The sequence below is a fragment of the Streptomyces sichuanensis genome, assembly GCF_020328095.1.
GTDB lineage: Bacteria > Actinomycetota > Actinomycetes > Streptomycetales > Streptomycetaceae > Streptomyces > Streptomyces cinnamoneus.
The window spans coordinates 17,436-39,769 of record NZ_JAIXMK010000048.1 but is presented as its reverse complement, the minus strand read 5'-3'; the positions used below and the strand labels follow the sequence as shown (position 1 = coordinate 39,769).

Here is a 22,334-nt window from a genome sequence, read left to right as displayed (position 1 = left end):
CGGCCCATCAGCCCCGGTGAACTGCCTCGGACACGACATCTCGTCAGGTCGTGACGCCCGGCCTCAGACCGCGGCCTTCTTCAGGCGGCGGCGCTCGCGCTCGGACAAACCGCCCCAGATCCCGAAGCGTTCGTCGTTGGCCAGGGCATACTCAAGGCATTCGGAACGGACTTCACAGGCAAGGCAGACCTTCTTCGCCTCACGCGTGGATCCGCCCTTTTCGGGGAAGAAGGACTCGGGGTCGGTCTGAGCGCACAACGCGCGCTCCTGCCAGCCGAGCTCCTCGTCCGCCTCCTCGACCAGCAGTTGCTGGAACAGCTCGGTCATGTGCGCCCCTCGTCTGTCATTGCGTCCCCGTGTGCTGCCGCGCGTCAGATGCGGCAGAACGACACGTGTGAAATTACAAGTGCGCCGATCCGGGGCAGTCAAGCCGGGATCTGCTATTGGGCCCCTTATTCACTCTGCGGAACCAAGGCTGAGCAGAAAGTTGCCAAACCGCCACAAGAGTGGACACTTCTCCCGCCCGCCACAGGCGCCCCGTCCCTCCCGGGCCCTTCCGTTCGCGGAAGCACACAGAAGAGGACGCAGCACACGGCCGAGCCGTTGCGGAACCGCTGCAGAACGATGTTTACGGCGCCCCTCCCCGGCCGACTGTCCGCACACTCCGTGGCCCAAACCTTCGCCCCCGGTTACTAACCGGACGGGTGAATGATTACCACCAAAACGGACACCCGGTTGACAGGGCCCGTGCCGAGCCGGTCTCCTTGTTGCCATGCCAGCGACCTCCCTCCCCCTGACTGCCGTCACGGGGACCCCCAGCTTCAGCCTGACCCGTGCCTACGGGTCCCGCTGTGCTGTCCAGGCGCGCTGTCGCTGTTCCAGCTGTTGATGCCGCAGAGCTTCCGCTTCCGCTCCAGCTGATCTTCCGGGCTCCCGGTCCCGCCGTCGTACGGCCGTGCCGCGCCCGCACACCCTTCGAGGAACGCATTCCCATGAACAGCGACGTCCAGATCGCCGGCGACCCGCTCGCCGTCCCGCACCTGATGCCGCCGCCCGCCGCCCACCCCGCCACCGTCGCCGAGTTCGCCGGACTGGCCCGCACCCTCGCCGCCGACACCGGCAGCTGGGCCCCGCTCGTCCGCTACGACGCCGCCAGCCGCTGGTACCACCGGCTGCGCACCGGCCCCGGCTACGAGGTCTGGCTGCTCAGCTGGGTCCCCGGACAGGGCAGCGGCCTGCACGACCACGGCCGCTCCTCCGGCGTGATGACCGTGCTGCGCGGCGAGCTGACCGAGCACGCCGGCGACGCCCGGCGCACCCTGGCCGCCGGGACGCAGCGCGTCTTCGCCCCCGGCTACGTCCACGAGGTCGTCAACGACTCCCTCGAACCCGCCGTCAGCCTGCACGTCTACTTCCCCGGCCTGACCGAGATGCCCATGCACCCGGCCCGCCCGCACGCCCACTGCGCCTCCGTGACCGGAGCGGCCCCCGAGGCGGCCACCACCGCGACGCGGTAGCCCGGCCCTTCTGCGGAGCCGCGGCCCGCGGCTGACAGACTGCACCTCATGCAGCGCATTGTGGTTCTGGCCGGCGGGATCGGGGGCGCCCGCTTCCTCCGTGGCCTCAAGTCAGCAGTCCCCGACGCCGAGATCACCGTCATCGGGAACACCGGCGACGACATCCACCTGTTCGGGCTCAAGGTCTGCCCCGACCTCGACACCGTGATGTACACCCTCGGCGGCGGCATCCACGAGGAGCAGGGCTGGGGCAGGGCCGGCGAATCGTTCGCCGTCAAGGAGGAACTGGCCGCCTACGGAGTCGGACCCGAGTGGTTCGGCCTCGGCGACCGCGACTTCGCCACGCACATCGTGCGGACGCAGATGCTCGGCGCCGGGTATCCGCTGAGCGCCGTGACCGAGGCGCTGTGCGCCCGGTGGCAGCCGGGCGTGCGGCTGCTGCCCATGAGCGACGACCGCGTCGAGACGCACGTGCTGATCGACGACCCGGACGGCGGCGACGGGGCCCGCAAGGCCGTGCACTTCCAGGAGTACTGGGTGCGGATGCGGGCCTCCGTGCCCGCCCACGCGATCATTCCCGTCGGGGCCGAGCAGGCCAAGCCCGCGCCCGGGGTGCTGGAGGCCATCGCCGCCGCGGACGTCGTTCTGCTTCCGCCGTCCAACCCCGTGGTGAGCGTGGGGACGATCCTGGGCGTCCCCGGCATCCGCGAAGCCGTCGCCGACGCCACCGCCCCCGTCGTGGGGCTCTCCCCCATCGTCGGCGGAGCGCCGGTGCGGGGCATGGCCGACAAGGTGCTCGCCGCCGTCGGCGTCGATTCGACGGCGGCCGCCGTCGCGCGGCACTACGGGGCAGGGCTGCTCGACGGCTGGCTCGTCGACACGGTCGACGCAGCCGCCGTGGCCGGCGTCGAAGAGGCCGGGATCCGCTGCCGCGCCGTGCCGCTGATGATGACCGACGTCGAAACCACCGCCGCCATGGCCCGCGAGGCCCTGGCCCTGGCCGAGGAGGTCCGCCGGTGAGCGCCACCGCCCCCTCCTACCGGGTCTGGGCCCTGCCCGGCATCCCCGAGCTGCACGAGGGCGACGACGTCGCGAAGCTCATCGCCGCCGCGGCCTTCACCGACGGCCTGCCCGGCCTCGCCGACGGCGACGTCCTCGTCGTCACCTCGAAGATCCTCAGCAAGGCCGAGGGGCGGATCCTGCGCGCCGAGGACCGCGAGGCCGCCATCGACGCCGAGACCGTGCGGCTCGTCGCGCGGCGGGGAACCCTGCGCGTCGTCGAGAACCGGCTCGGGCTCGTCATGGCCGCCGCCGGCGTCGACGCCTCCAACACCGAGGCCGGCACGGTCCTGCTGCTGCCCGAGGACCCCGACGCCTCCGCCCGGCGCATCCGGGAAGCACTGCGCACCGGCCTCGGCGTGGACGTCGGCGTCGTGATCACCGACACGGCCGGGCGGCCCTGGCGCAAGGGCGTCACCGACTTCGCGATCGGCGCGGCCGGGGTACAGGTCGCCAACGACCTGCGGGGCGACGTGGACGCCCACGGAAACCCGCTGGTCGCCACCGTCGTCGCCACCGTCGACGAGCTCGCCGCGGCCGGTGACCTCGTCAAGGGCAAGGCCGGGGGGCTGCCCGTCGCCGTGGTGCGTGGGCTGCCGCATGTCGTGGGCGATGCCTGCGGCGCCGGCGAGGAGGGCGCGCGCTGGCTCGTGCGGCCCGCCGTCGACGACATGTTCCGGCTCGGCACCTCGGAGGCCGTGCGGGAAGCGGTGTCCCTGCGGCGGACCGTGCGGGAGTTCACCGACGACCCGGTCGACCCGGGCGCGGTGCGACGGGCCGTCGCCGCCGCCGTGACGGCACCGGCGCCGCACCACACGACGCCGTGGCGGTTCGTCCTGCTGGAGACCGAGGCCGCCCGGGTCGAGCTGCTCGACGCCATGCGGGACGCCTGGATCGCGGATCTGCGGGCGGACGGGCGCTCGGAGGAGAGCATCGCGCGGCGGGTGCGGCGGGGCGACGTCCTGCGGAAGGCGCCGTATCTGGCGGTGCCCTGTCTGGTGATGGACGGGTCGCACGACTACCCGGACGCGCGGCGCTCGGCCGCGGAGCGGGAGATGTTCGTGGTCGCGGCCGGTGCGGCCGTGCAGAACTTCCTCGTGACGCTGGCCGGCGAGCGGCTGGGGTCCGCCTGGGTGTCGTCGACGATGTTCTGCCGGGACGTGGTGCGGCGCGTCCTGGACCTGCCGGAGGGGTGGGATCCCATGGGGGCCGTTGCCATCGGGCGGCCTGCCGTTCCGCCTGCCGAGCGGGCAGCCCGGGGCGCCGACGCCTTCGTCGTGGTGCGGTAACCCCCGCTGGGGCGGGGGCGGGGTGGGGCGGCCGTCGGCTCGGCGGCTCTCCCCCTAGATGCGGGTGAAGTCCCTCGGCGCGAAGCGTGGGGCCCTGCGCGGTGGTGTCACTCCGCTCAGCAGGATCAGGCGGCACGCCCGGTGGCGTTGGCCCTCGTAGGGGGTGAGCAGTTCCAGCATCGTCTCGTCGGTCGTGTCCCGTGTGCCCGTCAGGGCGTAGGACACGAATTTCGGCAGGTGCAGGTCCCCCACCGTCACCGCGTCCGCTGAGCCGTTGGTTCGCTGCAGCGTTTCCGCCGTCGTCCAGGGGCCTATGCCGGGCACCGCCTGCAGGCGCTGCGACGCGCGGGCGTCGTCCATGCCTGCCGCCTCTTCCAGGCGGGACGCCACGCGGGCCGCGCGGACGATCGTCGCCGCGCGCTTGTCGTCGACCCCGGCCCTGTGCCACTCCCAGGAGGGGATCAGGGACCAGGCCCGGGGGTCCGGCATCACGTGCATGCGGGGCGCGGGGCCGGGGGCCGGTTCGCCGTGGCGCTGGAGGAGCAGCCGCCACGCGCGGTACGCCTCGTCGCTGGTCACCTTCTGTTCGAGGATCGACGGGATCAGCGACTCCAGGACCAGGCCCGTGCGGGCCAGTCTGAGGCCGGGGTTCCGGCGGTGCGTCTCGTGGACCAGGCGGTGGCGGGGGGTGAAGGCCGCCGGGTCGTCCGTCGCTCCCAGGAGGCTCGGGAGGTTTTCCAGGAGCCAGTCGGCTCCCTGGCCCCACGCTTCGGCCCGGATCTCTCCGTGGGCTGCCGTGATGCGGAGCGTGCCCGGGCCCTGCGGCGTGCGGCTGGCCCGCCAGATCGCGCCGTCCCCGGCCACCCTGTACGCGGGGTCGCCCGGGCCGCGCGCCAGGACGCACAGGGTGCGTCCCAGGTCGTACGGGCCCGGCGGGACCCACGTTCGGCTGGCCATCCGACCAGGGTATGCGGCTCTACTGGTCCGACGAGAAGCGGATCGTTCCCTGCGGGATCCGGGCGCCGCACCAGATCCGGGCGCCGGCCCGCAGCTCGTTGTCGGGGCCGATGTGCGCGTTGTCACCGATGACCGCGCCGTCCAGGACCGTACGGGCCCCGATGCGGGCGCCGGCGCCGATCAGCGAGTCGCGGATCTGTGCGCCCGCCTCGATCACCGCGCCGTCCAGGACCGTACTGCCGTCGACGCGTGCGCCCGCCTCCACGCAGGCGCCCGCGCCCACCGCGGTGCCGCCCATGAGCTTGGCGTCCGGGGCCACCCGGGCGCCGTCCAGGACCAGGCTGTCGCCGCACCGGCCCGGCACCGCCGGGGACGGGGCGCGGCCCAGGACCAGGTCCGCCGAGCCGCGGACGAACGCCTGCGGGGTGCCGAGGTCGAGCCAGTACGTGGAGTCGACCATGCCCTGGAGGTGGGCGCCGGCGGCCAGGAGGCCGGGGAACGTCTCGCGTTCCACGGAGACCGGGCGGTCGGCGGGGATGGTGTCGATCACCGAGCGGTTGAAGACGTACGCGCCCGCGTTGATCTGGTCGGTGACGATCTCCTCGGGCGTCTGCGGCTTCTCCAGGAACGCCGTGACCCGGCCGGTGGCGTCCGTGGGGACCAGGCCGAAGGCCCTCGGGTCCTCGACGCGGCTCAGGTGCAGGGAGACGTCCGCGCCGCTGGTGCGGTGCGTCTTCACCAGCGCCTCGATGTCCAGGCCCGTGAGGATGTCGCCGTTGAAGATCAGCACCGGGTCGTCGGGGCCGGACTGCAGGCGCGAGGCGACGTTGCGGATGGCGCCGCCCGTGCCCAGCGGCTCCTCCTCCGTCACGTACTCCAGGTGGAGGCCCAGGGCGGAGCCGTCGCCGAAGTACGGCTCGAAGACCTCCGCCAGGTAGGACGTGGCGAGCACGATGTGCTCGACGCCCGCGGCGCGGGCCCGCGCCAGCTGGTGGGTGAGGAACGGGACGCCCGCCGCCGGGACCATCGGCTTGGGAGTGTGCACCGTGAGCGGGCGCAGCCTGGTTCCCTTGCCCCCGACCAGGAGGATCGCTTCAGAAGTCAATGTGTCTGTCTCTGCTTCCTGCTGGGGCCGGGCCGTGATCGGCGGCCAGTGTATGCAGAACGTTCGCCTCCGCCCCGCCGGGTCAGCGGCCCTGGAGCCGGGCCGCCGCGGTGCGGATGGCGCCGAGCCGCTTGTAGAGGCGGTCACCGGGGCATTCGGTGGCGTAGCCGTCGCGGTGCCCGGAGATCACCTTGAGCCTGACCGTGGTCCCCTTCTTGAAGAGGTTGCCGCCGCCGGACACCAGGCGCGCGGTGCCGAGCGGATTGACGTCGTAGAGGCCGAGCTTCCAGGCGGTGAGGCCGGCGAGGGCGTTCACCACGGCGTTGGGCGGGTTGCTCTCTTCGAAGGATCCGAGAACGGCGATTCCCATGCTGTTGGCGTTGAAACCGAGAGTATGGGCGCCTCTGACGGGTTTCGCCACACCGCCTGCCCGGCCCTCGTAGATCTTGCCGCACTTGTCGATGAGGAAGTTGTAACCGATGTCCCGCCAGCCGCTGCTCACGACGTGGTAGCGGTAGATACCGCGGACGAGGGACGCCGACTGCGCACAGCTGTAGCCGTTGCCGGAGGCCGTGTGGTGGACGAAGGCGGCGCGCACGGTCGTGGTGTAGGCGAAGCCGCGCTCGCGGATCGACTCGTCGGCGCCCCAGCCGGCCCGGGTGACGATGCGGGGGCGACTGCCGACGTAATGGGACCAGGGGTCCGCGTCGTCCTCTTCGTTGTCGGTGTCGTCGGCTGTTTCGGCCGGTGCCTCGGAGCCCTCGTTCTCCGGGTCCGCCTCGCCGCGGCCGTCCGCCGGGGGCCGGGCGTCGGTGGCGCCCGTGAGGTCCACGCGGGCGGCGTCGATGTCCTTCTCCGACTCCGGTCTGGCCAGCGCCGGGATCTCGGTGGCCCCCAGCGGTGCCAGCGGGTAGTTGGCGGCCGAGCTGGCCGTCTCCTCGTCGGAGGGCGACGGGGCGGGCTTCGGGGCCTGGCGGACCGGGGCCGGGTCCCTGCCGGGGTCGACGAGCTCGACGCGCAGGCCCGGGGGAAGGGCCCCGGAGGCCCGGCCCCCCTCCGGGCGCACCCGCACCTGGACGGCGTCGGAGGCGCCCACCCACAGGGGTGCGGTGGCACCGCGCGGGCGGCCGCGGCGGGCCTCGGGCGGGCCGGGGTCGGGCCGGTCGTCGTGCGTCCGGACGTCCTGCCACGCCGACCACGTCCTGGTGCCCGCCTCCCGCGTACGGATCTGGGCGCGGCCCCTCAGCTCGGTGGCGGCGTCGTCCCAGACGATGCCGACCAGGGAGAACCGCGCCACCTCGCGGGGCGGCAGCCCGCGCGGCACGGCCCGGGTGCCGCCGGGGTGCGCGGCGCGGCGGTCGGGGCCGAGCGGCACCAGCGGCAGTGACTGCGTGGCCCCGGGCACCCCGTGGGCGCCGGCCGGAGCGCGGGTGGTGGGAACTGAGGCCCCGTCGGGGGGTGCGGGGACGGCCGCGGACGGAATGGCGAGGAAGGGCAGGGTCAGAGCGGCGGCGGCGCACACGGTGACGACCGAGGAGACAAAGATTCCACGCATACCTGAAATCCTGGACATACATGGACAAATATGTCCATTTCTGAACTGACGGCGAGTCGGCCCCGACGGCCCTCGCGCAGCTGACCGCCGACGGCCCCGCCGCGTACCCTGACGCCGATGAACGCCACCGATCGCACCCCTGCCGACCTGCTGCGTTCCGCGCTCGCCGCGGACCCGGCACGCCCGCTCGTGACCTTCTACGACGACGCCACCGGCGAGCGCGTGGAACTGTCCGTGGCCACCTTCGCCAATTGGGTGGCGAAGACCGCCAATCTGCTTCAGGGCGATCTCGCCGCCGAGCCCGGCGATCGTCTCGCGCTGCTGCTGCCCGCGCACTGGCAGACCGCCGTCTGGCTGCTGGCCTGTTCCTCCGTCGGTGTCGTCGCCGAGGTGGGCGGCGACCCGGCCGGCGCCGACCTGGTCGTCAGCGGGCCGGACACCCTGGAGGAGGCGCGCGCCTGTTCGGGAGAGCGCGTCGCGCTGGCGCTGCGCCCCCTGGGCGGCCGCTTCCCGCAGCCGCCCGCCGGCTTCGCCGACTACGCCGTCGAGGTGCCCGGCCAGGGCGACCGCTTCGTCCCGTACGCCCCCGTGGACCCGCACGCCCCGGCGCTCGTCGTGGACGGGCGGGAGCTGACGGGCGCCGAGCTGACCGAGCAGGCCCGCACCGACGCCCACCAGCACGGGCTCGGCCCGGGCTCCCGGCTGCTGTCGGGCCTTCCGTACGACAACTGGGAGGGGCTCTCCGCGGGCCTCTACGCCCCGCTGGCCGCCGGCGGGTCCGTCGTGCTGTGCCGCCACCTCGACCGCCTGTCCGGCGGCGGCCTCGACAAGCGTCGCGAGAGCGAGCGCGTCACCGTGACGGCCCTCTGACGCTGCCGGACCGCCGCTCCCGGGCGATGATCGACGGTACGTGCGCAGGCTCCCGCCGCTGCGCACGCCGCCGACTCCGCACAGGAGGGACGCAGCGCAGCCGTGCACCACAGCCCCGGCCCGCCCTCGCGGCCGGGCGGCCCCTTCGCCGGGAGGCCGCCCGGCCGGAAGCGCACGTCCCGCAGGCGGCGCTGGGTGCGCGGGCTGCTGGTGGGGCTGACGGTGCTGGTGCTGCTGCTCACCGGCATCGGCTGGGTGCTCTACGAGCGGCTCAACGACAACATCACCACCGACACCGAGACCGCCGAGGAACTGCGCCGCTGGGAGAAGGAGCGGCCCAGCGCGCTGGTCAGCGGCGCCCAGAACATCCTGATCATCGGCTCCGACACCCGGGCCGGCGCCGGCAACGGCAAGTACGGCGAGGACGGCGGCAGCCAGCGCTCGGACACCACGATCCTGCTGCACGTGGCCGCCGACCGGAAGAGCGCGACCGCCGTGAGCCTGCCCCGCGACCTGATGGCGAAGATCCCCAGTTGCCGCAAGCCCGACGGCACGTACACCAACGAGCGCTTCGCCCAGTTCAACTGGGCGTACGAGTTCGCGGGCACCGCCTGCACGATCCGCACCGTCGAGAGCATCACCCGGATCCGGATCGACCATCACATCGTGCTGGACTTCAGCGGCTTCAAGCAGCTGGTCGACGCGATCGACGGCGTCGAGGTGTGCCTGAGGAAGCCCGTCGACGACCGCGAGGCCCACCTGCGGCTGGCGGCCGGACGCCAGGTGCTGCACGGGGAGGAGGCGCTCGGCTACGTCCGGGCCCGCTACAGCATCGGGGACGGCAGCGACACCGAGCGGATGGGACGTCAGCAGCTCTTCCTCGGGGCGCTGGTGCGCGAGATGCAGAGCGACGGCGTGCTGCTCAACCCGGCCCGGCTGTACCCGGTGCTGGACGCGGCGACCAGGTCGCTGACCACGGACGCCGGGCTCGGTTCGCTCAAGAAGATGTACAACCTGGTGCGGACCGTGCGCAACATCCCCACCGAACACGTCCAGTTCCTGACGGTGCCACGCCGCCCGTACCAGTACAACAGCGCCCGCGACGAGCTCGTACAGCCGGACGCGGACCAGCTCTTCGACCAATTGCGCAACGACCGCCGCGTGTCGGTGAGCGCCCACGTCCGCCCGGCGGACAGCAAGCCGGGGGGCCGGAGGCCGGGGCGGGAACCGGGGCCGGACGGGTCCGACAGGCCGGAGGGGTCGGGGAGCGCCGAGGGGGCCGAGGGCGGCTACGAGCCCGGCGGCCCGGCGTACGTGCCGCCGGCGCCCCCCGCGCAGCCGCCCGCGTCGCCGTACGCACCGCCGCGCGGATCGTCGTACGCCCCACAGGCCCCCTCGGCGGGCCCCGCGGCACCGTCGGCCGCCGCCCCGGCGGGCTCGCCGTCGGACCGGCCGACCACGCCGCCGACGTACGAGGGGACCACCGCCGCGCGCGGTGTCTGCGGCTGACGGACGTAAAGAACACTCATAATCGCGGCAAAAGGCGCAGAAACCTTTTCGCCCCGGTGTTCGTTGCAACATCCGTCTCCGCGAAGGGATTGGGCAGATTGCCCAGTTGTAGGGGAGTGCAATTTGTCACCGGTGTCGCTTGACGCTGAACTGGGCGGATAGTGTGAGCGATCCGGTGCGCACGGCCGGCTGACCGCGCACTGCACAGACGACATTCGAGCGCCTCGGGGGGTAGGCGCCGCGTGGCACCGACGGAGGATTCAAGCGACCGTGGACGCGCAAGGCCGTGGGCGAGCGGGCGGCATCGACCCCGCCGACCAGTGGGTGTTCGACCCCGATACGGGCAGCTACGAGCTGCGTCTTGACCATGCCGGAGAGCCCATCGAGGCGTCCGGCAACAGTCCCTCCGCGACGCCCTCGCCCGCCCCCCGCCCGGCCGCCAGACAGGGGGCCGCCCCCCGGCAGAAGCCGAAGCCGGGCGGCGGGCGCCCGGTGCCGGGCCAGCGCGGGACCGGTGGCGGACGACGGGCCGGCGCCGCCAAGGCGGCCACGGGCCGCCGCAAGCCGAAGCCGAAGAAGACGGCGAAGAAGAAGGCCCTGATGTGGACCGGCGGCACGGTCGGCGTCGTGCTGGTCGTCACCTCGGTCGGCGGCTACCTGCTCTACCAGCACTTCAACAACAACATCGACAAGATCGACGTCGGCATCAACAACGACGCCGTCACCAAGGGCCCGGTCAACATCCTGGTCATCGGCACCGACAAGCGTTCCGGCGACGGCAACACCGGCTACGGCGACGACGGCAGCGTCGGCCACGCCGACACCACGCTGCTGTTCCACGTCTCCGAGGACCGTACGAACGCCACCGCGCTGTCGATCCCGCGCGACATGATCACGGACATTCCGGACTGCCCGACCAAGAAGGGCGGCACCACCCGGACCATCCGTGGCTCCAAGGGCGTCCGTTTCAACGAGAGCCTGGGCCAGGAGGAACGCGACCCCGGCTGCACCTGGCGGACCGTCGAGCAGCTGACGGGCCTGAAGGTCACCCACTTCATGATGGCCGACTTCAACGCCGTCAAGAAGCTGTCCTCGGCGGTCGGCGGCGTCGAGGTGTGCCTGGGCAAGGACATCAACGACCCGAAGTCCCACCTCAAGCTGAGCAAGGGCCGGCACGAGATCCAGGGCGAGGACGCGCTGGCGTTCGTCCGCACCCGGCACAGCGTCGGCTTCGAGAGCGACCTGGACCGCATCAAGCTGCAGCAGCAGTTCCTGAGCTCGATGATCCGGAAGATGAAGTCCGGCGACACCCTCAGCAACCCCAAGAAGCTCTACAACCTCGCCGACGCCGCGACCAACTCGCTCACCGTCGACACGGGCATAGGATCCGTGTCCAAGCTGACCGCGCTGGCCAAGGAGCTCAGCAAGGTCAACCTCAAGAACATCACCTTCGCGACCGTGCCCGTCGTCGACAACCCCGCCGAGGGCAAGGTGCACAAGACGGTCGTCCTGGACAAGCCGAAGGCCGAGCCCCTCTTCGCCATGGTCCGGCAGGACGTCTCCCTCACCGAGGTGAAGGAGAAGGAGAAGAAGGCGCAGGAGGAGGCCGACGCCAAGCAGGCCGCGCTGCTGCAGGGGCCCAAGGCCGAACCGGCCGCCGTCCGGGTCAAGGTGTTCAACGGCAGCGGCCGGGTCGGCGCCGCGGGCGAGACCGTCGGCTGGATGCAGAACTCCAAGGGCATGGTCCGCACCAGCAACGGCGGCAACGCCGCGGGCGGCAAGAAGGACAAGACCCTCCTGGAGTTCGCCCCCAACCAGGCCGACCAGGCCCGCCGCCTGGCGGAGGTCATGGGGCTGCCGGCGGACGCCCTGAAGCAGACCGAAGGCACCGCGGCGCCCACCGCGGAGATGACCCTCACGCTCGGCGCGGACTTCAAGGGCGCCGGCACCCCGGTCGCGGCCCCCGAGAAGGTGCCGGACGGGATCCAGAAGGTCGAAGCCGACGATGACAACATTTGTGCGAAGTGAACCCCGGGAACGGGCTTTCGCATCTCATTAGGCAGTAATACTCATCAGGTACAACTTCAGGTACATCACGCCTGCCCATCGGGCCGGACGCACCATTCAGGGGAGGCCCGATGCGGCAGAGCAGCGGCGTGCGGGGGGACAGGCCCGAAGAGGCCGAGGACGCCGCGGAGTCGAAGGGCTCGAAGGGCTCGAAGGGCACCAGGAAGTCCACGGAGGCTGAAGGAGCCGGGGCGGCCGAGGGCGCTGCGGCGACCGAAGGGTCCAAGGACACGGGGGACGCCGGAGGGGGCGCCAAGGAGTCCGACGGTTCCGGCCCGGGCGACGACTCCGGTTCCATATCCGGCGGCGGCCCGCGCCGCCGCCGCATCGGGCGAATAGCCCGCTGGACCGCGCTCACCCTCTCCCTCCTCATCCTCGGGGTCGCCGCCGCGGGCTACTTCTACTACGAGCATCTCAACGGCAACATCCGGAAGAACAAGCTCAACCTCGGCGACAAGCAGCTCGACCGCAGCGTCGCCAACGCCGACGGCCAGCGCCCGCTGAACATCCTGATCCTGGGCTCCGACAGCCGGAACAGCAAGGAGAACGTCGCCCTCGGCGGCGCCCGCGACGACGCCGACCGGCCGCCGCTGGCCGACGTGCAGATGCTGGTCCACGTCTCGGCCGACCGCAGCAACATGTCGGTCATCAGCGTCCCCCGCGACACCCGGGTCACCATCCCCAAGTGCACCGACCCGGAGAGCGGCAAGGTCTACAAGGGGACCGAACGTCAGATCATCAACACCAGCCTGGGCAACGGCGGCCCCGGTTGCACGGTCGCCACGTGGGAGGAGCTCACCGGCATCCCCATCGACCACTTCATGATGATCGACTTCTCCGGTGTGGTGAGCATGGCCGACGCGGTCGGCGGCGTGCCGGTGTGCGTGGACGCCAACGTCTACGACGACAAGTCCGGCCTCCGGCTGACCAAGGGCACCCACACGATCAAGGGCAAGCAGGCCCTGCAGTGGCTGCGCACCCGGCACGGCTTCGAGGACGGCAGCGACATCGGCCGCACCCACGCCCAGCACATGTACATGAACGCGATGGTCCGTCAGCTGAAGTCCGGCACGAAGCTCACCGACCCCGGTCAGCTCACGGGTCTCGCCGAGGCCGCCACCAAGGCGCTCACCGTCGACAAGGACCTGGGCTCGGTCAAGAACCTCTACGACCTCGGCAACGACATCAAGCGGGTGCCGTCGAGCCGGATCACGATGACCACGATGCCCTGGGTCTCGGACCCGCAGAACCCGGACGCGCACGTGATCCCCAAGCCCGGCGACTCCGACAAGCTGTTCTCGCTGGTGCGCAACGACATCGCGCTCGACGGCAAGGACAAGAAGAAGGACGACAAGAGCCCGCCGCCCACCGTCCCCGCCGGCCGCAAGGGCGACATCGCGGTCACCGTCTTCAACGGCACCGGCACCGTCGTCGAGCCGCCGGTCACCGGCCGCGGCTCGGACATCGCCGCGCTGCTGGTCAAGCAGGGCTTCGCCAAGGCCACGTCCGATTCCACGCCCCGCGCCCAGGCCGACACCACGATCACCTACCCGAGGGCCACGCAGCGCGCCGACGCCCTGGCGGTGGCCAAGGCCCTCGGACTGCCGGAGAGCGCCGTGCGCCACTCCCCCGGCGTCCCGCAGATCACGCTGGTCGTCGGCGGGGACTGGCGGACGGGCACGACCTACCCGAAGACCGGGGGCGACGAGCCGGTGGACGGCCCGAGCGCCACGCCGAGCGGCACGCCGGGCGAGCAGGACGGCAAGAGCGGCGAGAAGAAGGGCGACGGCAAGAAGGGCGAGACCAAGGGGGACAACAAGGCCCCCGAGAGCTCGGACCCGCTCAACGGCGACGACAAGTCGGCCTGCATGAAGGTCAACTCGCTCAACCGCTTCTGAACGGACACGGCCGCGTGCCGCCCGGGCGGCACGCGGCCGGGCGGCTACTCGCCCGCCGGGACCGCCGGGCGGCGGCTGGCGATGACCTTCTTCGCGAGCGAGCGCGGGCTGGTCAGGAAGCCGAAGCCCCACGACATGTGCATCGTCGCCAGCGCCAGGGGGATCCGCACCCGCGCCCCGGCGGGCAGGCCCTTGCCGGCCGGCACCGAGCCGGCCGTGATGGCCGCCAGGTACCCGGCCGGGACGATCAGGCCCCAGGGGGTGACGGCCGCGCCGACCACCACGCCGGCGGCGATGGCGAGCACCGCGGCCGGGGCGGCGAGGTAGCGCAGGTTGATCGAGCCCTGGTGGTAGCGGGCGACGACGTGCCGCCAGCGTCCGTAGTTCTTGTACTGCTTGGCCAGCGCCCTGACGTTGGGCCGCGGCCGGTAGGAGACCTTGAGCTCCGGCGAGAACCAGATCAGGCCGCCCGCCTCACGGATGCGGAAGTTCAGCTCCCAGTCCTGGGCGCGGATGAACTCCTCGTTGTACCCGCCCTGCCGCTCCAGCACCTCGCGCCGGAAGACGCCCAGGTAGACGGTCTCGGCCGGGCCCGCGGAGCCGCCGGTGTGGAAGGCGGCGTTGCCCACGCCGATCTTCGAGGTCATCGCCGCGGCGACGGCCTTCTCCCAGTCGTTCTCGCCCTCGGCGTGCATGATGCCGCCGACGTTCTGCGCGCCGGTCTCGTCCATCAGCCGCACGGCCGTCGCGATGTAGTCCGGGGAGAGCATGCCGTGGCCGTCGACCCGTACCACGATCGGGTGACGTGATGCCTTGATCGCCGCGTTCAGTGCGGCGGGCGTGCGACCCGTCGGATTCGGCACCGTGTGCACCCGGGAGTCCTCCCGGACCAGCTCCGCGGCAATCTCGTCGGTGCGGTCGGTGGACGGCCCGAGGGCGATGACCACCTCCAGCTCACCGGCATACTCCTGCTCCAGGATGTGTCGCACGGAGGTGCGCAGATGCCGCTCTTCATTGAGCACCGGCATGATCACGGAAACGGCGGGCAGCTGCTGATCGGGCATGGTTCCTCGGGGGTACGGCGGTCGGGGGAACCCCCCGGCGGTCGGCGGAAACGTCGGCCACGTTACCGCCAACGGGGGATGCTCTCCCGCCCCGCCCGGGTGGCGGGGACGCTGCGGACGGCGTGGGGCCGCAGACAGCTCATCGTATGGGCCTACGGTGTTCCCGGTTTCTCCGCCGTCTCCTCGCCCGTCTTCTCCCCCGTGTTCCGCAGCCCGATCGTCGCGGAGGTCTCGCAGTGACCGCATCCCGCTCCCCGCGCCCCCGCCCTGCCGGACACCGCCCGCAGTGGGGCAGGCGCCTGGCCATGGCCGCCGCCGTGGTGGTGCTGTGCACGGGCGGCATCGGGCACGCGGTGGTCGCCGGGATCGGGGACGGCATCAAGCGGGTCGACGCCTTCGAGGGCCTGTCGGACCGGCCGGGCGGCGGCCGCGGCACCAACGTCCTGCTCGTGGGCACCGACGGCCGCGACAAGATCACCGCGGCGGACCGGCAGCGCTACCGCCTCGGCGGCGCGCCCTGCCACTGCACGGACACGATGATGCTCGTCCACCTCTCCGCCGACCACGAGCGGGCCACCGTGGTCAGCCTGCCGCGGGACACCTACACCGAGGTCCCCGAGCGCACGGACGAGACCGGCAGGTTCCGCCCGGCCCACGCCCTCAAGCTGAACGCCGCCTATGCGGAGGGCGGCCCGGGGCTGACCGTGCGCTCGGTGGAGCGGCTGACCGGCGTGCACGTCGACCACTACGTGGAGGTCGACTTCAGCACGTTCATGAAGACCGTCGACGCGGTGGGCGGCGTCCAGGTCTGCACCGTGCGGCCGCTCAGGGACACCTACACCGGGCTCGACCTGCCGGCCGGCACCAGCACCCTCGACGGCGGCCGGGCCCTGCAGTACGTACGTTCCCGGCATCTCGACGGGGCCGCCGATCTGGGCCGGATGCAGCGGCAGCAACGATTCCTCGCCTCCCTCATGCACAAGGCCGCCAGCGGCGGGGTGCTGCTCAACCCGGTGAAGTTCCAGGACGTGGCCTCCAGCGTGATCGGCTCGGTCCGGGCCGACCGGGGCTTCGGGCCCGACGAGCTCGTCGGGCTCGGCCAGGCGATGCGGAACCTCACGCCCGCCTCCTCGGAGTTCACCTCCGTGCCGATCGCCGTCGCGGACTTCCCCGTGCCGAACGTCGGCTCGACCGTGAAGTGGGACGACGCCGGGGCCGCCCGGCTCTTCCGGGCACTGCGCGAGGACCGGCCGGTCAACACGGCCCCGCGCGCCCCCCACCAGGGCGTCGACGCCAAGCCGCCCGGCCCGGGGAACGAGCGGCCGGCCACGGCCGTCGACGTGGCTCCCGAGCAGGTGCGCGTGCAGGTGCTCAACGGCAGCGGCCGCCCCGGGGTGGCCCGCACCGCGGACGGGGCGCTGCGGGCCGCCGGCTTCACGACGACCGGCGTGACCGACGGCTCGACGCAGCCCACCCGGGAGCACACGCTGATCACCTACGACCCGCACTGGGACCGCTCGGTGCGCTCGGTGGCCGCCGCGCTGCCTGGCGCGCAGCTGCGGGCCGTACCGGGGCAGGGGCCGGTGATGCGGGTGACCCTGGGCAAGGACTTCACCGAGGTGCACCCGGTGCGGGCGCAGGAACCGCCCCGGACGCGGCGCGGGGGCCTGCCCGTGGTCACGGGCGACCAGGTGGTCTGTCCGGAGAACGCGTAGGGAGCACCCGGGGAGAACGTGCGGGGGCGGGCGCCCCGGGCGTCAGTCCTCGAAGCCCTCGGCGGCGCGCTGCTCGCGCAGCTCCATGATCGCTCGGCGCCGGGCCAGCCGGTGGGTGCGGCGGATCTGGGCCTCCTGATAGCGCCGCCGGTCCTTGTCGGTCTCGGGCAGGACGGGCGGCACGCGCCGGGGCTTGCCCTCCGCGTCGACCGCGGCGAAGACGAGGTAGGCGCTGCCGACCTGGACGGCGGGGGTGGATTCGTTCCACCGCTCGGCGAGCACCCGCACGCCGATCTCCATGGACGACCGGCCGGTCCAGTTGCACTGGGCCTTCACATGGACGAGGTCGCCCACGCGGACCGGCTCCAGGAAGGCCATCTCGTCCATGGAGGCGGTGACCGCGGGCCCGCCGGAGTGGCGTCCGGCGACCGCACCGGCGACGTCGTCCACCAGCTTCATGATCACACCGCCGTGCACGGTGCCCAGCAGGTTGGTGTCGCTGCCGGTCATGATGTGGGAGAGCGTGGTGCGCGCAGCCGAGGTCGGCTTGCCGGGTATCTCCGGGTCCGGGCTCCGGTCCTGAGTGGTCATGCCCTCCACTGTATGCGGGGGCGGGGCAGGGGGCGGATTTTGCATCAGCTCTGCAACAGCACTGCCGCGGATTCGTCCACACCCTGTGTGGCGGCGCGTCCCAGCAGGCACACTCGGTCCCATGAACGATTGGCCCGATGGGCGGACCCACGACCGCCGCGAGCGGTACGGGCGCGGTGGCACCAGCGCCGAGCCGGAGGGCGCCCACGCCTTCCCGCACGTCCGGCAGGACGGACCACCCCCGCAGTACCGGCCGCCCCAGGGCTATGACTCCCCGGACCGCCTCGACGGCTACAACACCGGGCAGGTCTACGGCCACGGCAGCGGCCGTCCCGCGGGCCCCGGCGGCCCGGGCGGGCCCGGTGGCGGGGCTCCCGGCGGGCGCGGCCCGCGGACCGGCGCCCCGGACTGGCGCAAGCGCATCAAGATCGGGGCGATCGCCTTCGTCAGTGCGCTGCTGGTCGTCTCCGTCGGCACGTACTTCTGGGCGGACGGCAAGCTGCGCCAGGAGGTCGACCTGGGCAAGGTCAAGGACCGGCCCGAGGCGGGCGAGGGCACGAACTACCTGATCGTCGGGTCGGACAGCCGTGAGGGCCTGTCCGACGAGGACAAGAAGGAACTGCACACCGGGTCGGCGGACGGCAAGCGCACCGACTCGATGATGATCCTGCACACCGGCGACAACGGCACCACCATGCTGAGCCTGCCGCGGGACTCGTACGTCACGATCCCCGCCTTCACCGGGAAGCAGTCGGGCAAGCAGTTCCCCGCCGCCACGCACAAGCTCAACCAGGCGTACGCGGACGGCGGCCCGGAGCTGCTGGCGCAGACCATCGAGTACAACACGGGCCTGCGCATCGACCACTACGCGGAGATCGGCTTCGGCGGCTTCCGCAATCTGGTGGACGCGCTGGGCGGCGTGGAGATGTGCCTGGACAAGCCGCTGAAGGACCGCGACTCGGGCGCGGACTTCAAGGCGGGCTGCCAGGAGCTGAACGGCGCCCAGTCGCTGGCGTTCGTCCGCCAGCGCCACCAGGAGGCGGATCAGGACCTGGGCCGGATGCGCAACCAGCAGAAGTTCCTGAACACCCTCGCCAAGCAGGCCGCCTCCCCGGCCACGGTCCTCAACCCCTTCCGTCTCTACCCCGTCATCGGCTCCGGGCTCGACACACTCATCGTCGACAAGGACATGGGGCTGTGGGACCTGATGGACATGTTCTGGGCCATGAAGGGCGTCACCGGCGGTGACGGGCAGCAGATGACCGTGCCGATCGCCAATCCGAACTTCCCCACGCGCAGCGACGGCGTGGCGGTGAAGTGGGACACGGCCAAGGCGAAGCAGCTCTTCGACCAGCTGAAGAAGGACCAGAAGGTCACGGTCACCGACAAGTGACGGCCGGGCCCGGGTGCCGGCCGGGCCGGCCCGGGCATCCGGCGGCCGGCACCCGGGACCGTCAGCCGCCGGACTCCATCGGGGCCGGGGTGATGAGGGCGAAGACCGCGCCCTGCGGGTCCTGCACCACGGCCATCCGGCCCGCCACCATGTCGAACGGCGGCTTGAGCACGTTGCCGCCGGCCTTGGTCAGCGCGTCGACGGTGCTGTCGGTGTCGTCGACGTTGAAGTACGTCAGCCAGTGCGAGGGCGATCCGGGCGGGGACTTCTCCAGGCTCTGCATGCCGCCGACCGTCCGGTCGTCCGCCTTGAGGGCGAAGTAGCCGGGGGCCTCCTTCATGGTGGTGGCCGTCAGCCCGAGGGTCTCCTCGTAGAACGCGGCCGCCGCCTCGGGGTCGGCGGTGTTCAGCTCGTTCCACACCACCGAGCCCGGCTCGTTGACCACCTGGGCGCCCATGAACTCCCCGGCCTGCCACAGCCCGAACACCGCACCCGTGGAGTCCGCCACGACGGCCATCCGGCCCAGGGTGAGGACGTCCGTCGGGTCCATGAGCGGCGTACCGCCGTGGTCCCTGACCTTGCGCACGGCCGCATCGGTGTCGGTGACGGCCAGGTACGTGGTCCACGCGGGCGGCGGTTTGGATCCGCCCTCCTGGGCCATCGAGGTCATGATCCCCGCCACGGCCCTGCCGTTGAGGGTGCACACGGCGTAGCCGCCGGTCTCCGGCGGCCCGGGCTCCCCCTGCCAGCCGAACAGGTCCCTGTAGAAGTCGAGCGCCTCCCGCTGGTCGGGGATCACGAGATCCACCCAGCAGGGCGTGCCGGGAACGTAGGGCTCGGTTACCTCGGGCATGACGCGTCGCCTCCCTGGCAGTACGGACACCCCCGCGACCACCTTCACCCGCGGGCGGCCGCGCCGCCACCGGAGACGCCGAACGGCCCCCGGCGCTGTGCGCCGGGGGCCGTTCGCGCTGCGCGCGCCGGACTCGGGGTTACGGCAGGTTGCGGGCCATGACGATCCGCTGGACCTGGTTGGTGCCCTCGTAGATCTGGGTGATCTTGGCGTCGCGCATCATGCGCTCGACCGGGTAGTCACGGGTGTAGCCGTAGCCGCCGAGGAGCTGGACGGCGTCGACCGTGACCTCCATGGCCACGTCGGAGGCGAAGCACTTCGCCGCCGCGCCCTGGAAGGTGAGGTCGGCGTCACCGCGCTCGGACTTGGCGGCGGCCGCGTAGGTCAGCTGGCGGGCGGCCTCGATCTTCATGGCCATGTCGGCGAGCATGAACTGGACGCCCTGGAAGTCGGCGATCGGCTTGCCGAACTGCTTGCGCTCCTGGACGTAGCCCTTGGCGTAGTCGAGGGCGCCCTGGGCGATGCCGAGGGCCTGGGCCGCGATGGTGATGCGGGTGTGGTCCAGGGTCTTCATCGCGGTGGCGAAGCCGGTGCCCTCCTCGCCGATCATGCGGTCGGCGGGGATGCGGACGTTGTCGAGGTAGACCTCGCGGGTCGGCGAGCCCTTGATGCCGAGCTTCTTCTCCGGGGCGCCGAAGGAGACGCCCTCGTCGGACTTCTCGACGACGAAGGCGGAGATGCCCTTGGAGCGCTTCTCCGGGTCGGTGACGGCCATGACCGTGTAGTAGTCGCTGACGCCGGCGTTGGTGATCCAGCGCTTGACGCCGTTGAGGACCCAGAAGTCGCCGTCGCGGACGGCGCGGGTCTTCATGCCGGCGGCGTCCGAGCCGGCGTCGGGCTCGCTGAGGCAGTACGAGAACATCGCCTCGCCCTTGGCGAGGGGGCCCAGGTACTTCTTCTTCAGCTCGTCGGAGCCGGAGAGGACGACCGGCAGCGAGCCGAGCTTGTTGACGGCCGGGATGAGGGAGGAGGAGGCGCACACGCGCGCGACTTCCTCGATGACGATGACGGTGGCGAGCGCGTCCGCGCCGGCTCCGCCGAACTCCTCCGGGACGTGCACGGCGTGCAGGTCGGCGGCGGCGAGCGCGTCGAGCGCCTCCTGCGGGAAGCGACCCTCCTCGTCCACCTCGGCGGCGAACGGGGCGATCTTCGCCTCGGCGAGCGAGCGGACGACCTTGCGGAGCTCGTCGTGCTCCTCGGACGGCCGGTACAGGTCGAAGTCCTTGTTTCCCGCCAAGGCGTACTCCCCAGAGAGTTAACTACCGTTTAGTAACCCCGATTCTAGGGGCGTCCCCCACGGAGGGGATACGTGAGCTTGCCGACAGCGGCCGATCTCCCCGGGAGCCTTCCCGACCATGGCCCGACTATGCTCGGGCATCGCAATCCGGCAGGTCGGCCGGTCGGCACGTCGGCACCACGAGTCAGCACCTGGAGAACGGCATGGCCCTCAAGATCACCGTGATCGGCACCGGCTACCTCGGCGCCACCCACGCCGCCGCCATGGCCGAGCTCGGGTTCGAGGTGCTGGGCCTGGACGTGGTCCCCGAGAAGATCGAGACGCTCTCGCGCGGCGAGGTCCCGATGTACGAGCCCGGCCTGGAGGAGCTGCTGCGCAAGCACGTCGCCGGCCTGGAGGGCTCGACCGGACGGCTGCGCTTCACCACCTCCTGGCAGGAGGTCGCCGACTTCGGCGACGTCCACTTCGTCTGCGTGAACACTCCGCAGAAGCACGGCGAGTACGCCTGCGACATGTCCTACGTGGAGAGCGCCTTCAGCTCGCTGGCCCCGCTGCTGCGCCGCCCGGCCCTCGTCGTGGGCAAGTCGACCGTCCCGGTCGGCAGCGCCGCGCGCCTCGCCCGGCTGCTCACCGGCCTGGCCCCGGCGGGCGAGGACGTCGAGCTGGCCTGGAACCCCGAGTTCCTGCGCGAGGGCTTCGCCGTCGAGGACACCCTGCACCCCGACCGCATCGTCGTGGGCGTCGGCGGCGAGCGCGCCGAGAAGCTGCTGCGCGAGGTCTACGCCACGCCCATCGGCGAGGGCTCGCCGTTCGTGGTCGCCGACTACCCCACCGCCGAACTGGTCAAGACGGCCGCCAACTCCTTCCTCGCCACCAAGATCTCCTTCATCAACGCCATGGCCGAGGTGTGCGAGGCCGCCGACGGCGACGTGGTGAAGCTGGCGGAGGCCATCGGCCACGACGAGCGGATCGGCAAGAAGTTCCTGCGGGCCGGCGTCGGCTTCGGCGGCGGCTGCCTGCCGAAGGACATCCGCGCCTTCATGGCCCGGGCCGGCGAGCTGGGCGCCGACCAGGCGCTGACCTTCCTCCGCGAGGTCGACTCCATCAACATGCGCCGCCGCGCCCACATGGTCGAGCTGGCCCGCGAGAGCGTGGGCGGCAGCTTCCTCGGGCAGCGCGTCGCGGTGCTCGGCGCCACGTTCAAGCCGGACTCCGACGACGTGCGGGACTCCCCCGCGCTCAACGTCGCCGGGCAGATCCATCTGCAGGGCGGCCAGGTGACGGTGTACGACCCCAAGGGCATGGACAACGCCCGCCGGCTCTTCCCGACCCTCGCCTACGCGCCGAGTGCCCTGGAGGCGTGCCGGGGGGCCCACGTCGTGCTGCACCTGACGGAGTGGGCGGAGTTCCGGCAGCTGGACCCGGAGGCCATCGCCGACGTGGTGGCGGAGCCGCGTCTGCTCGACGGCCGCAACGCGCTCGACCCGGCCGCGTGGCGTGCCGCCGGCTGGACCTTCCGCGCCATGGGGCGCCCGCGGGCGTAGCTTTCGCCGGTGCTCAAACGCCGGACGGGCTGAATTCCAGCCCGTCCGGCG

General features: G+C 72.1%; 18 protein-coding genes. 10 read left to right on the top strand and 8 right to left on the bottom strand.

Translation table 11 applies throughout. The features are described from left to right. Nucleotides 1–63: 63 nt before the first annotated feature. Complete coding sequence (locus LE181_RS16080; protein WP_004952403.1) at nucleotides 64–327, bottom strand: WhiB family transcriptional regulator; 264 nt, start codon at nucleotides 325–327, stop codon at nucleotides 64–66. Nucleotides 328–992: 665 nt separating this feature from the next. Here LE181_RS16080 and LE181_RS16075 point away from each other — a divergent pair. From LE181_RS16075 to LE181_RS16065, 3 genes are read left to right on the top strand one after another with little or no spacing between them, the layout of a single operon-like run. Beyond that, complete coding sequence (locus tag LE181_RS16075; protein ID WP_225661967.1) at nucleotides 993–1,517, top strand: cysteine dioxygenase; 525 nt, start codon at nucleotides 993–995, stop codon at nucleotides 1,515–1,517. A 48-nt stretch (nucleotides 1,518–1,565) separates the two neighbouring features. Beyond that, nucleotides 1,566–2,537 carry a 2-phospho-L-lactate transferase gene (cofD, locus tag LE181_RS16070; protein WP_225661966.1) on the top strand — a complete coding sequence of 324 codons (972 nt, stop codon included), beginning with the start codon at nucleotides 1,566–1,568 and terminating at the stop codon, nucleotides 2,535–2,537. Continuing rightward, on the top strand, nucleotides 2,534–3,865 hold the full coding sequence (locus LE181_RS16065; RefSeq protein ID WP_225661965.1) for a coenzyme F420-0:L-glutamate ligase: 1,332 nt from the start codon (nucleotides 2,534–2,536) through the stop codon (nucleotides 3,863–3,865). Before cofD ends, LE181_RS16065 begins: the two co-directional genes overlap by 4 nt. Nucleotides 3,866–3,919: 54 nt before the next feature. On the opposite strand, the gene LE181_RS16060 is transcribed toward LE181_RS16065, so the two are convergent. The 3 genes from LE181_RS16060 to LE181_RS16050 form a co-directional block, all read right to left on the bottom strand. Further along, complete coding sequence (locus LE181_RS16060) at nucleotides 3,920–4,822, bottom strand: DNA-3-methyladenine glycosylase family protein (RefSeq protein WP_225661964.1); 903 nt, start codon at nucleotides 4,820–4,822, stop codon at nucleotides 3,920–3,922. 19 nt (nucleotides 4,823–4,841) lie between these two features. Next, nucleotides 4,842–5,927: a mannose-1-phosphate guanylyltransferase gene (gene manB / locus LE181_RS16055; protein WP_225661963.1), complete on the bottom strand. Its 1,086-nt coding sequence runs from the start codon at nucleotides 5,925–5,927 to the stop codon at nucleotides 4,842–4,844. An 82-nt stretch (nucleotides 5,928–6,009) separates the two neighbouring features. Further along, nucleotides 6,010–7,482, bottom strand: a complete 1,473-nt coding sequence (locus tag LE181_RS16050) for an N-acetylmuramoyl-L-alanine amidase (RefSeq protein WP_225661962.1) — start codon at nucleotides 7,480–7,482, stop codon at nucleotides 6,010–6,012. A 117-nt stretch (nucleotides 7,483–7,599) separates the two neighbouring features. Here LE181_RS16050 and LE181_RS16045 point away from each other — a divergent pair, with 117 nt between their 5' ends. From LE181_RS16045 to LE181_RS16030, 4 genes are all read left to right on the top strand, one after another. After that, nucleotides 7,600–8,352 carry a TIGR03089 family protein gene (locus LE181_RS16045; RefSeq protein WP_225661961.1) on the top strand — a complete coding sequence of 251 codons (753 nt, stop codon included), beginning with the start codon at nucleotides 7,600–7,602 and terminating at the stop codon, nucleotides 8,350–8,352. Nucleotides 8,353–8,454: 102 nt separating this feature from the next. After that, a complete protein-coding gene (locus LE181_RS16040; protein WP_372458375.1) occupies nucleotides 8,455–9,861 on the top strand; it encodes an LCP family protein in 1,407 nt (468 codons plus the stop codon). 270 nt (nucleotides 9,862–10,131) lie between these two features. Next, entirely contained in the window at nucleotides 10,132–11,889 is a 1,758-nt protein-coding gene (locus LE181_RS16035; protein WP_225661960.1) for an LCP family protein, read from the top strand. A 110-nt stretch (nucleotides 11,890–11,999) separates the two neighbouring features. Further along, complete coding sequence (locus LE181_RS16030; protein WP_225661959.1) at nucleotides 12,000–13,826, top strand: LCP family protein; 1,827 nt, start codon at nucleotides 12,000–12,002, stop codon at nucleotides 13,824–13,826. Between the two features lie 44 nt (nucleotides 13,827–13,870). Here the strand turns inward: LE181_RS16030 and LE181_RS16025 are convergent, their stop codons facing one another. Next, nucleotides 13,871–14,890 carry a glycosyltransferase family 2 protein gene (locus LE181_RS16025; RefSeq protein ID WP_225661958.1) on the bottom strand — a complete coding sequence of 340 codons (1,020 nt, stop codon included), beginning with the start codon at nucleotides 14,888–14,890 and terminating at the stop codon, nucleotides 13,871–13,873. A 146-nt stretch (nucleotides 14,891–15,036) separates the two neighbouring features. On the opposite strand from LE181_RS16025, the gene LE181_RS16020 reads away from it, so the two are divergent. Next, the gene (locus tag LE181_RS16020) at nucleotides 15,037–16,605 is read left to right on the top strand and encodes an LCP family protein (RefSeq protein ID WP_443742921.1); all 1,569 of its coding nucleotides are present in this window, start codon (nucleotides 15,037–15,039) and stop codon (nucleotides 16,603–16,605) included. 42 nt (nucleotides 16,606–16,647) lie between these two features. Here the strand turns inward: LE181_RS16020 and LE181_RS16015 are convergent, their stop codons facing one another. Continuing rightward, on the bottom strand, nucleotides 16,648–17,196 hold the full coding sequence (locus LE181_RS16015) for an acyl-CoA thioesterase (RefSeq protein ID WP_225661957.1): 549 nt from the start codon (nucleotides 17,194–17,196) through the stop codon (nucleotides 16,648–16,650). A gap of 121 nt (nucleotides 17,197–17,317) precedes the next feature. Between LE181_RS16015 and LE181_RS16010 the strand changes: the two genes are divergently transcribed. Continuing rightward, nucleotides 17,318–18,589 carry an LCP family protein gene (locus tag LE181_RS16010; protein WP_225661956.1) on the top strand — a complete coding sequence of 424 codons (1,272 nt, stop codon included), beginning with the start codon at nucleotides 17,318–17,320 and terminating at the stop codon, nucleotides 18,587–18,589. A 61-nt stretch (nucleotides 18,590–18,650) separates the two neighbouring features. Here the strand turns inward: LE181_RS16010 and LE181_RS16005 are convergent, their stop codons facing one another. Then, on the bottom strand, nucleotides 18,651–19,442 hold the full coding sequence (locus tag LE181_RS16005) for a VOC family protein (RefSeq protein ID WP_225661955.1): 792 nt from the start codon (nucleotides 19,440–19,442) through the stop codon (nucleotides 18,651–18,653). Between the two features lie 139 nt (nucleotides 19,443–19,581). Continuing rightward, nucleotides 19,582–20,739: an acyl-CoA dehydrogenase gene (locus LE181_RS16000; RefSeq protein ID WP_225661954.1), complete on the bottom strand. Its 1,158-nt coding sequence runs from the start codon at nucleotides 20,737–20,739 to the stop codon at nucleotides 19,582–19,584. Between the two features lie 203 nt (nucleotides 20,740–20,942). Here LE181_RS16000 and LE181_RS15995 point away from each other — a divergent pair, with 203 nt between their 5' ends. Next, nucleotides 20,943–22,283 carry a UDP-glucose dehydrogenase family protein gene (locus LE181_RS15995; protein ID WP_225661953.1) on the top strand — a complete coding sequence of 447 codons (1,341 nt, stop codon included), beginning with the start codon at nucleotides 20,943–20,945 and terminating at the stop codon, nucleotides 22,281–22,283. Nucleotides 22,284–22,334: the final 51 nt, after the last annotated feature.

Excerpts from the sequence above, each read along its gene's own strand:
- LE181_RS16080 (WP_004952403.1), bottom strand. The coding sequence starts at position 327 with ATGACCGAGCTGTTCCAGCAACTGCTGGTCGAGGAGGCGGACGAGGAG.
- LE181_RS16075 (WP_225661967.1), top strand. The coding sequence starts at position 993 with ATGAACAGCGACGTCCAGATCGCCGGCGACCCGCTCGCCGTCCCGCAC.
- cofD (WP_225661966.1), top strand. The coding sequence starts at position 1,566 with ATGCAGCGCATTGTGGTTCTGGCCGGCGGGATCGGGGGCGCCCGCTTC.
- LE181_RS16060 (WP_225661964.1), bottom strand. The coding sequence starts at position 4,822 with ATGGCCAGCCGAACGTGGGTCCCGCCGGGCCCGTACGACCTGGGACGC.
- LE181_RS16050 (WP_225661962.1), bottom strand. The coding sequence starts at position 7,482 with ATGCGTGGAATCTTTGTCTCCTCGGTCGTCACCGTGTGCGCCGCCGCC.
- LE181_RS16045 (WP_225661961.1), top strand. The coding sequence starts at position 7,600 with ATGAACGCCACCGATCGCACCCCTGCCGACCTGCTGCGTTCCGCGCTC.
- LE181_RS16030 (WP_225661959.1), top strand. The coding sequence starts at position 12,000 with ATGCGGCAGAGCAGCGGCGTGCGGGGGGACAGGCCCGAAGAGGCCGAG.
- LE181_RS16025 (WP_225661958.1), bottom strand. The coding sequence starts at position 14,890 with ATGCCCGATCAGCAGCTGCCCGCCGTTTCCGTGATCATGCCGGTGCTC.
- LE181_RS16020 (WP_443742921.1), top strand. The coding sequence starts at position 15,037 with ATGGGCCTACGGTGTTCCCGGTTTCTCCGCCGTCTCCTCGCCCGTCTT.
- LE181_RS16015 (WP_225661957.1), bottom strand. The coding sequence starts at position 17,196 with ATGACCACTCAGGACCGGAGCCCGGACCCGGAGATACCCGGCAAGCCG.
- LE181_RS16010 (WP_225661956.1), top strand. The coding sequence starts at position 17,318 with ATGAACGATTGGCCCGATGGGCGGACCCACGACCGCCGCGAGCGGTAC.
- LE181_RS16005 (WP_225661955.1), bottom strand. The coding sequence starts at position 19,442 with ATGCCCGAGGTAACCGAGCCCTACGTTCCCGGCACGCCCTGCTGGGTG.
- LE181_RS15995 (WP_225661953.1), top strand. The coding sequence starts at position 20,943 with ATGGCCCTCAAGATCACCGTGATCGGCACCGGCTACCTCGGCGCCACC.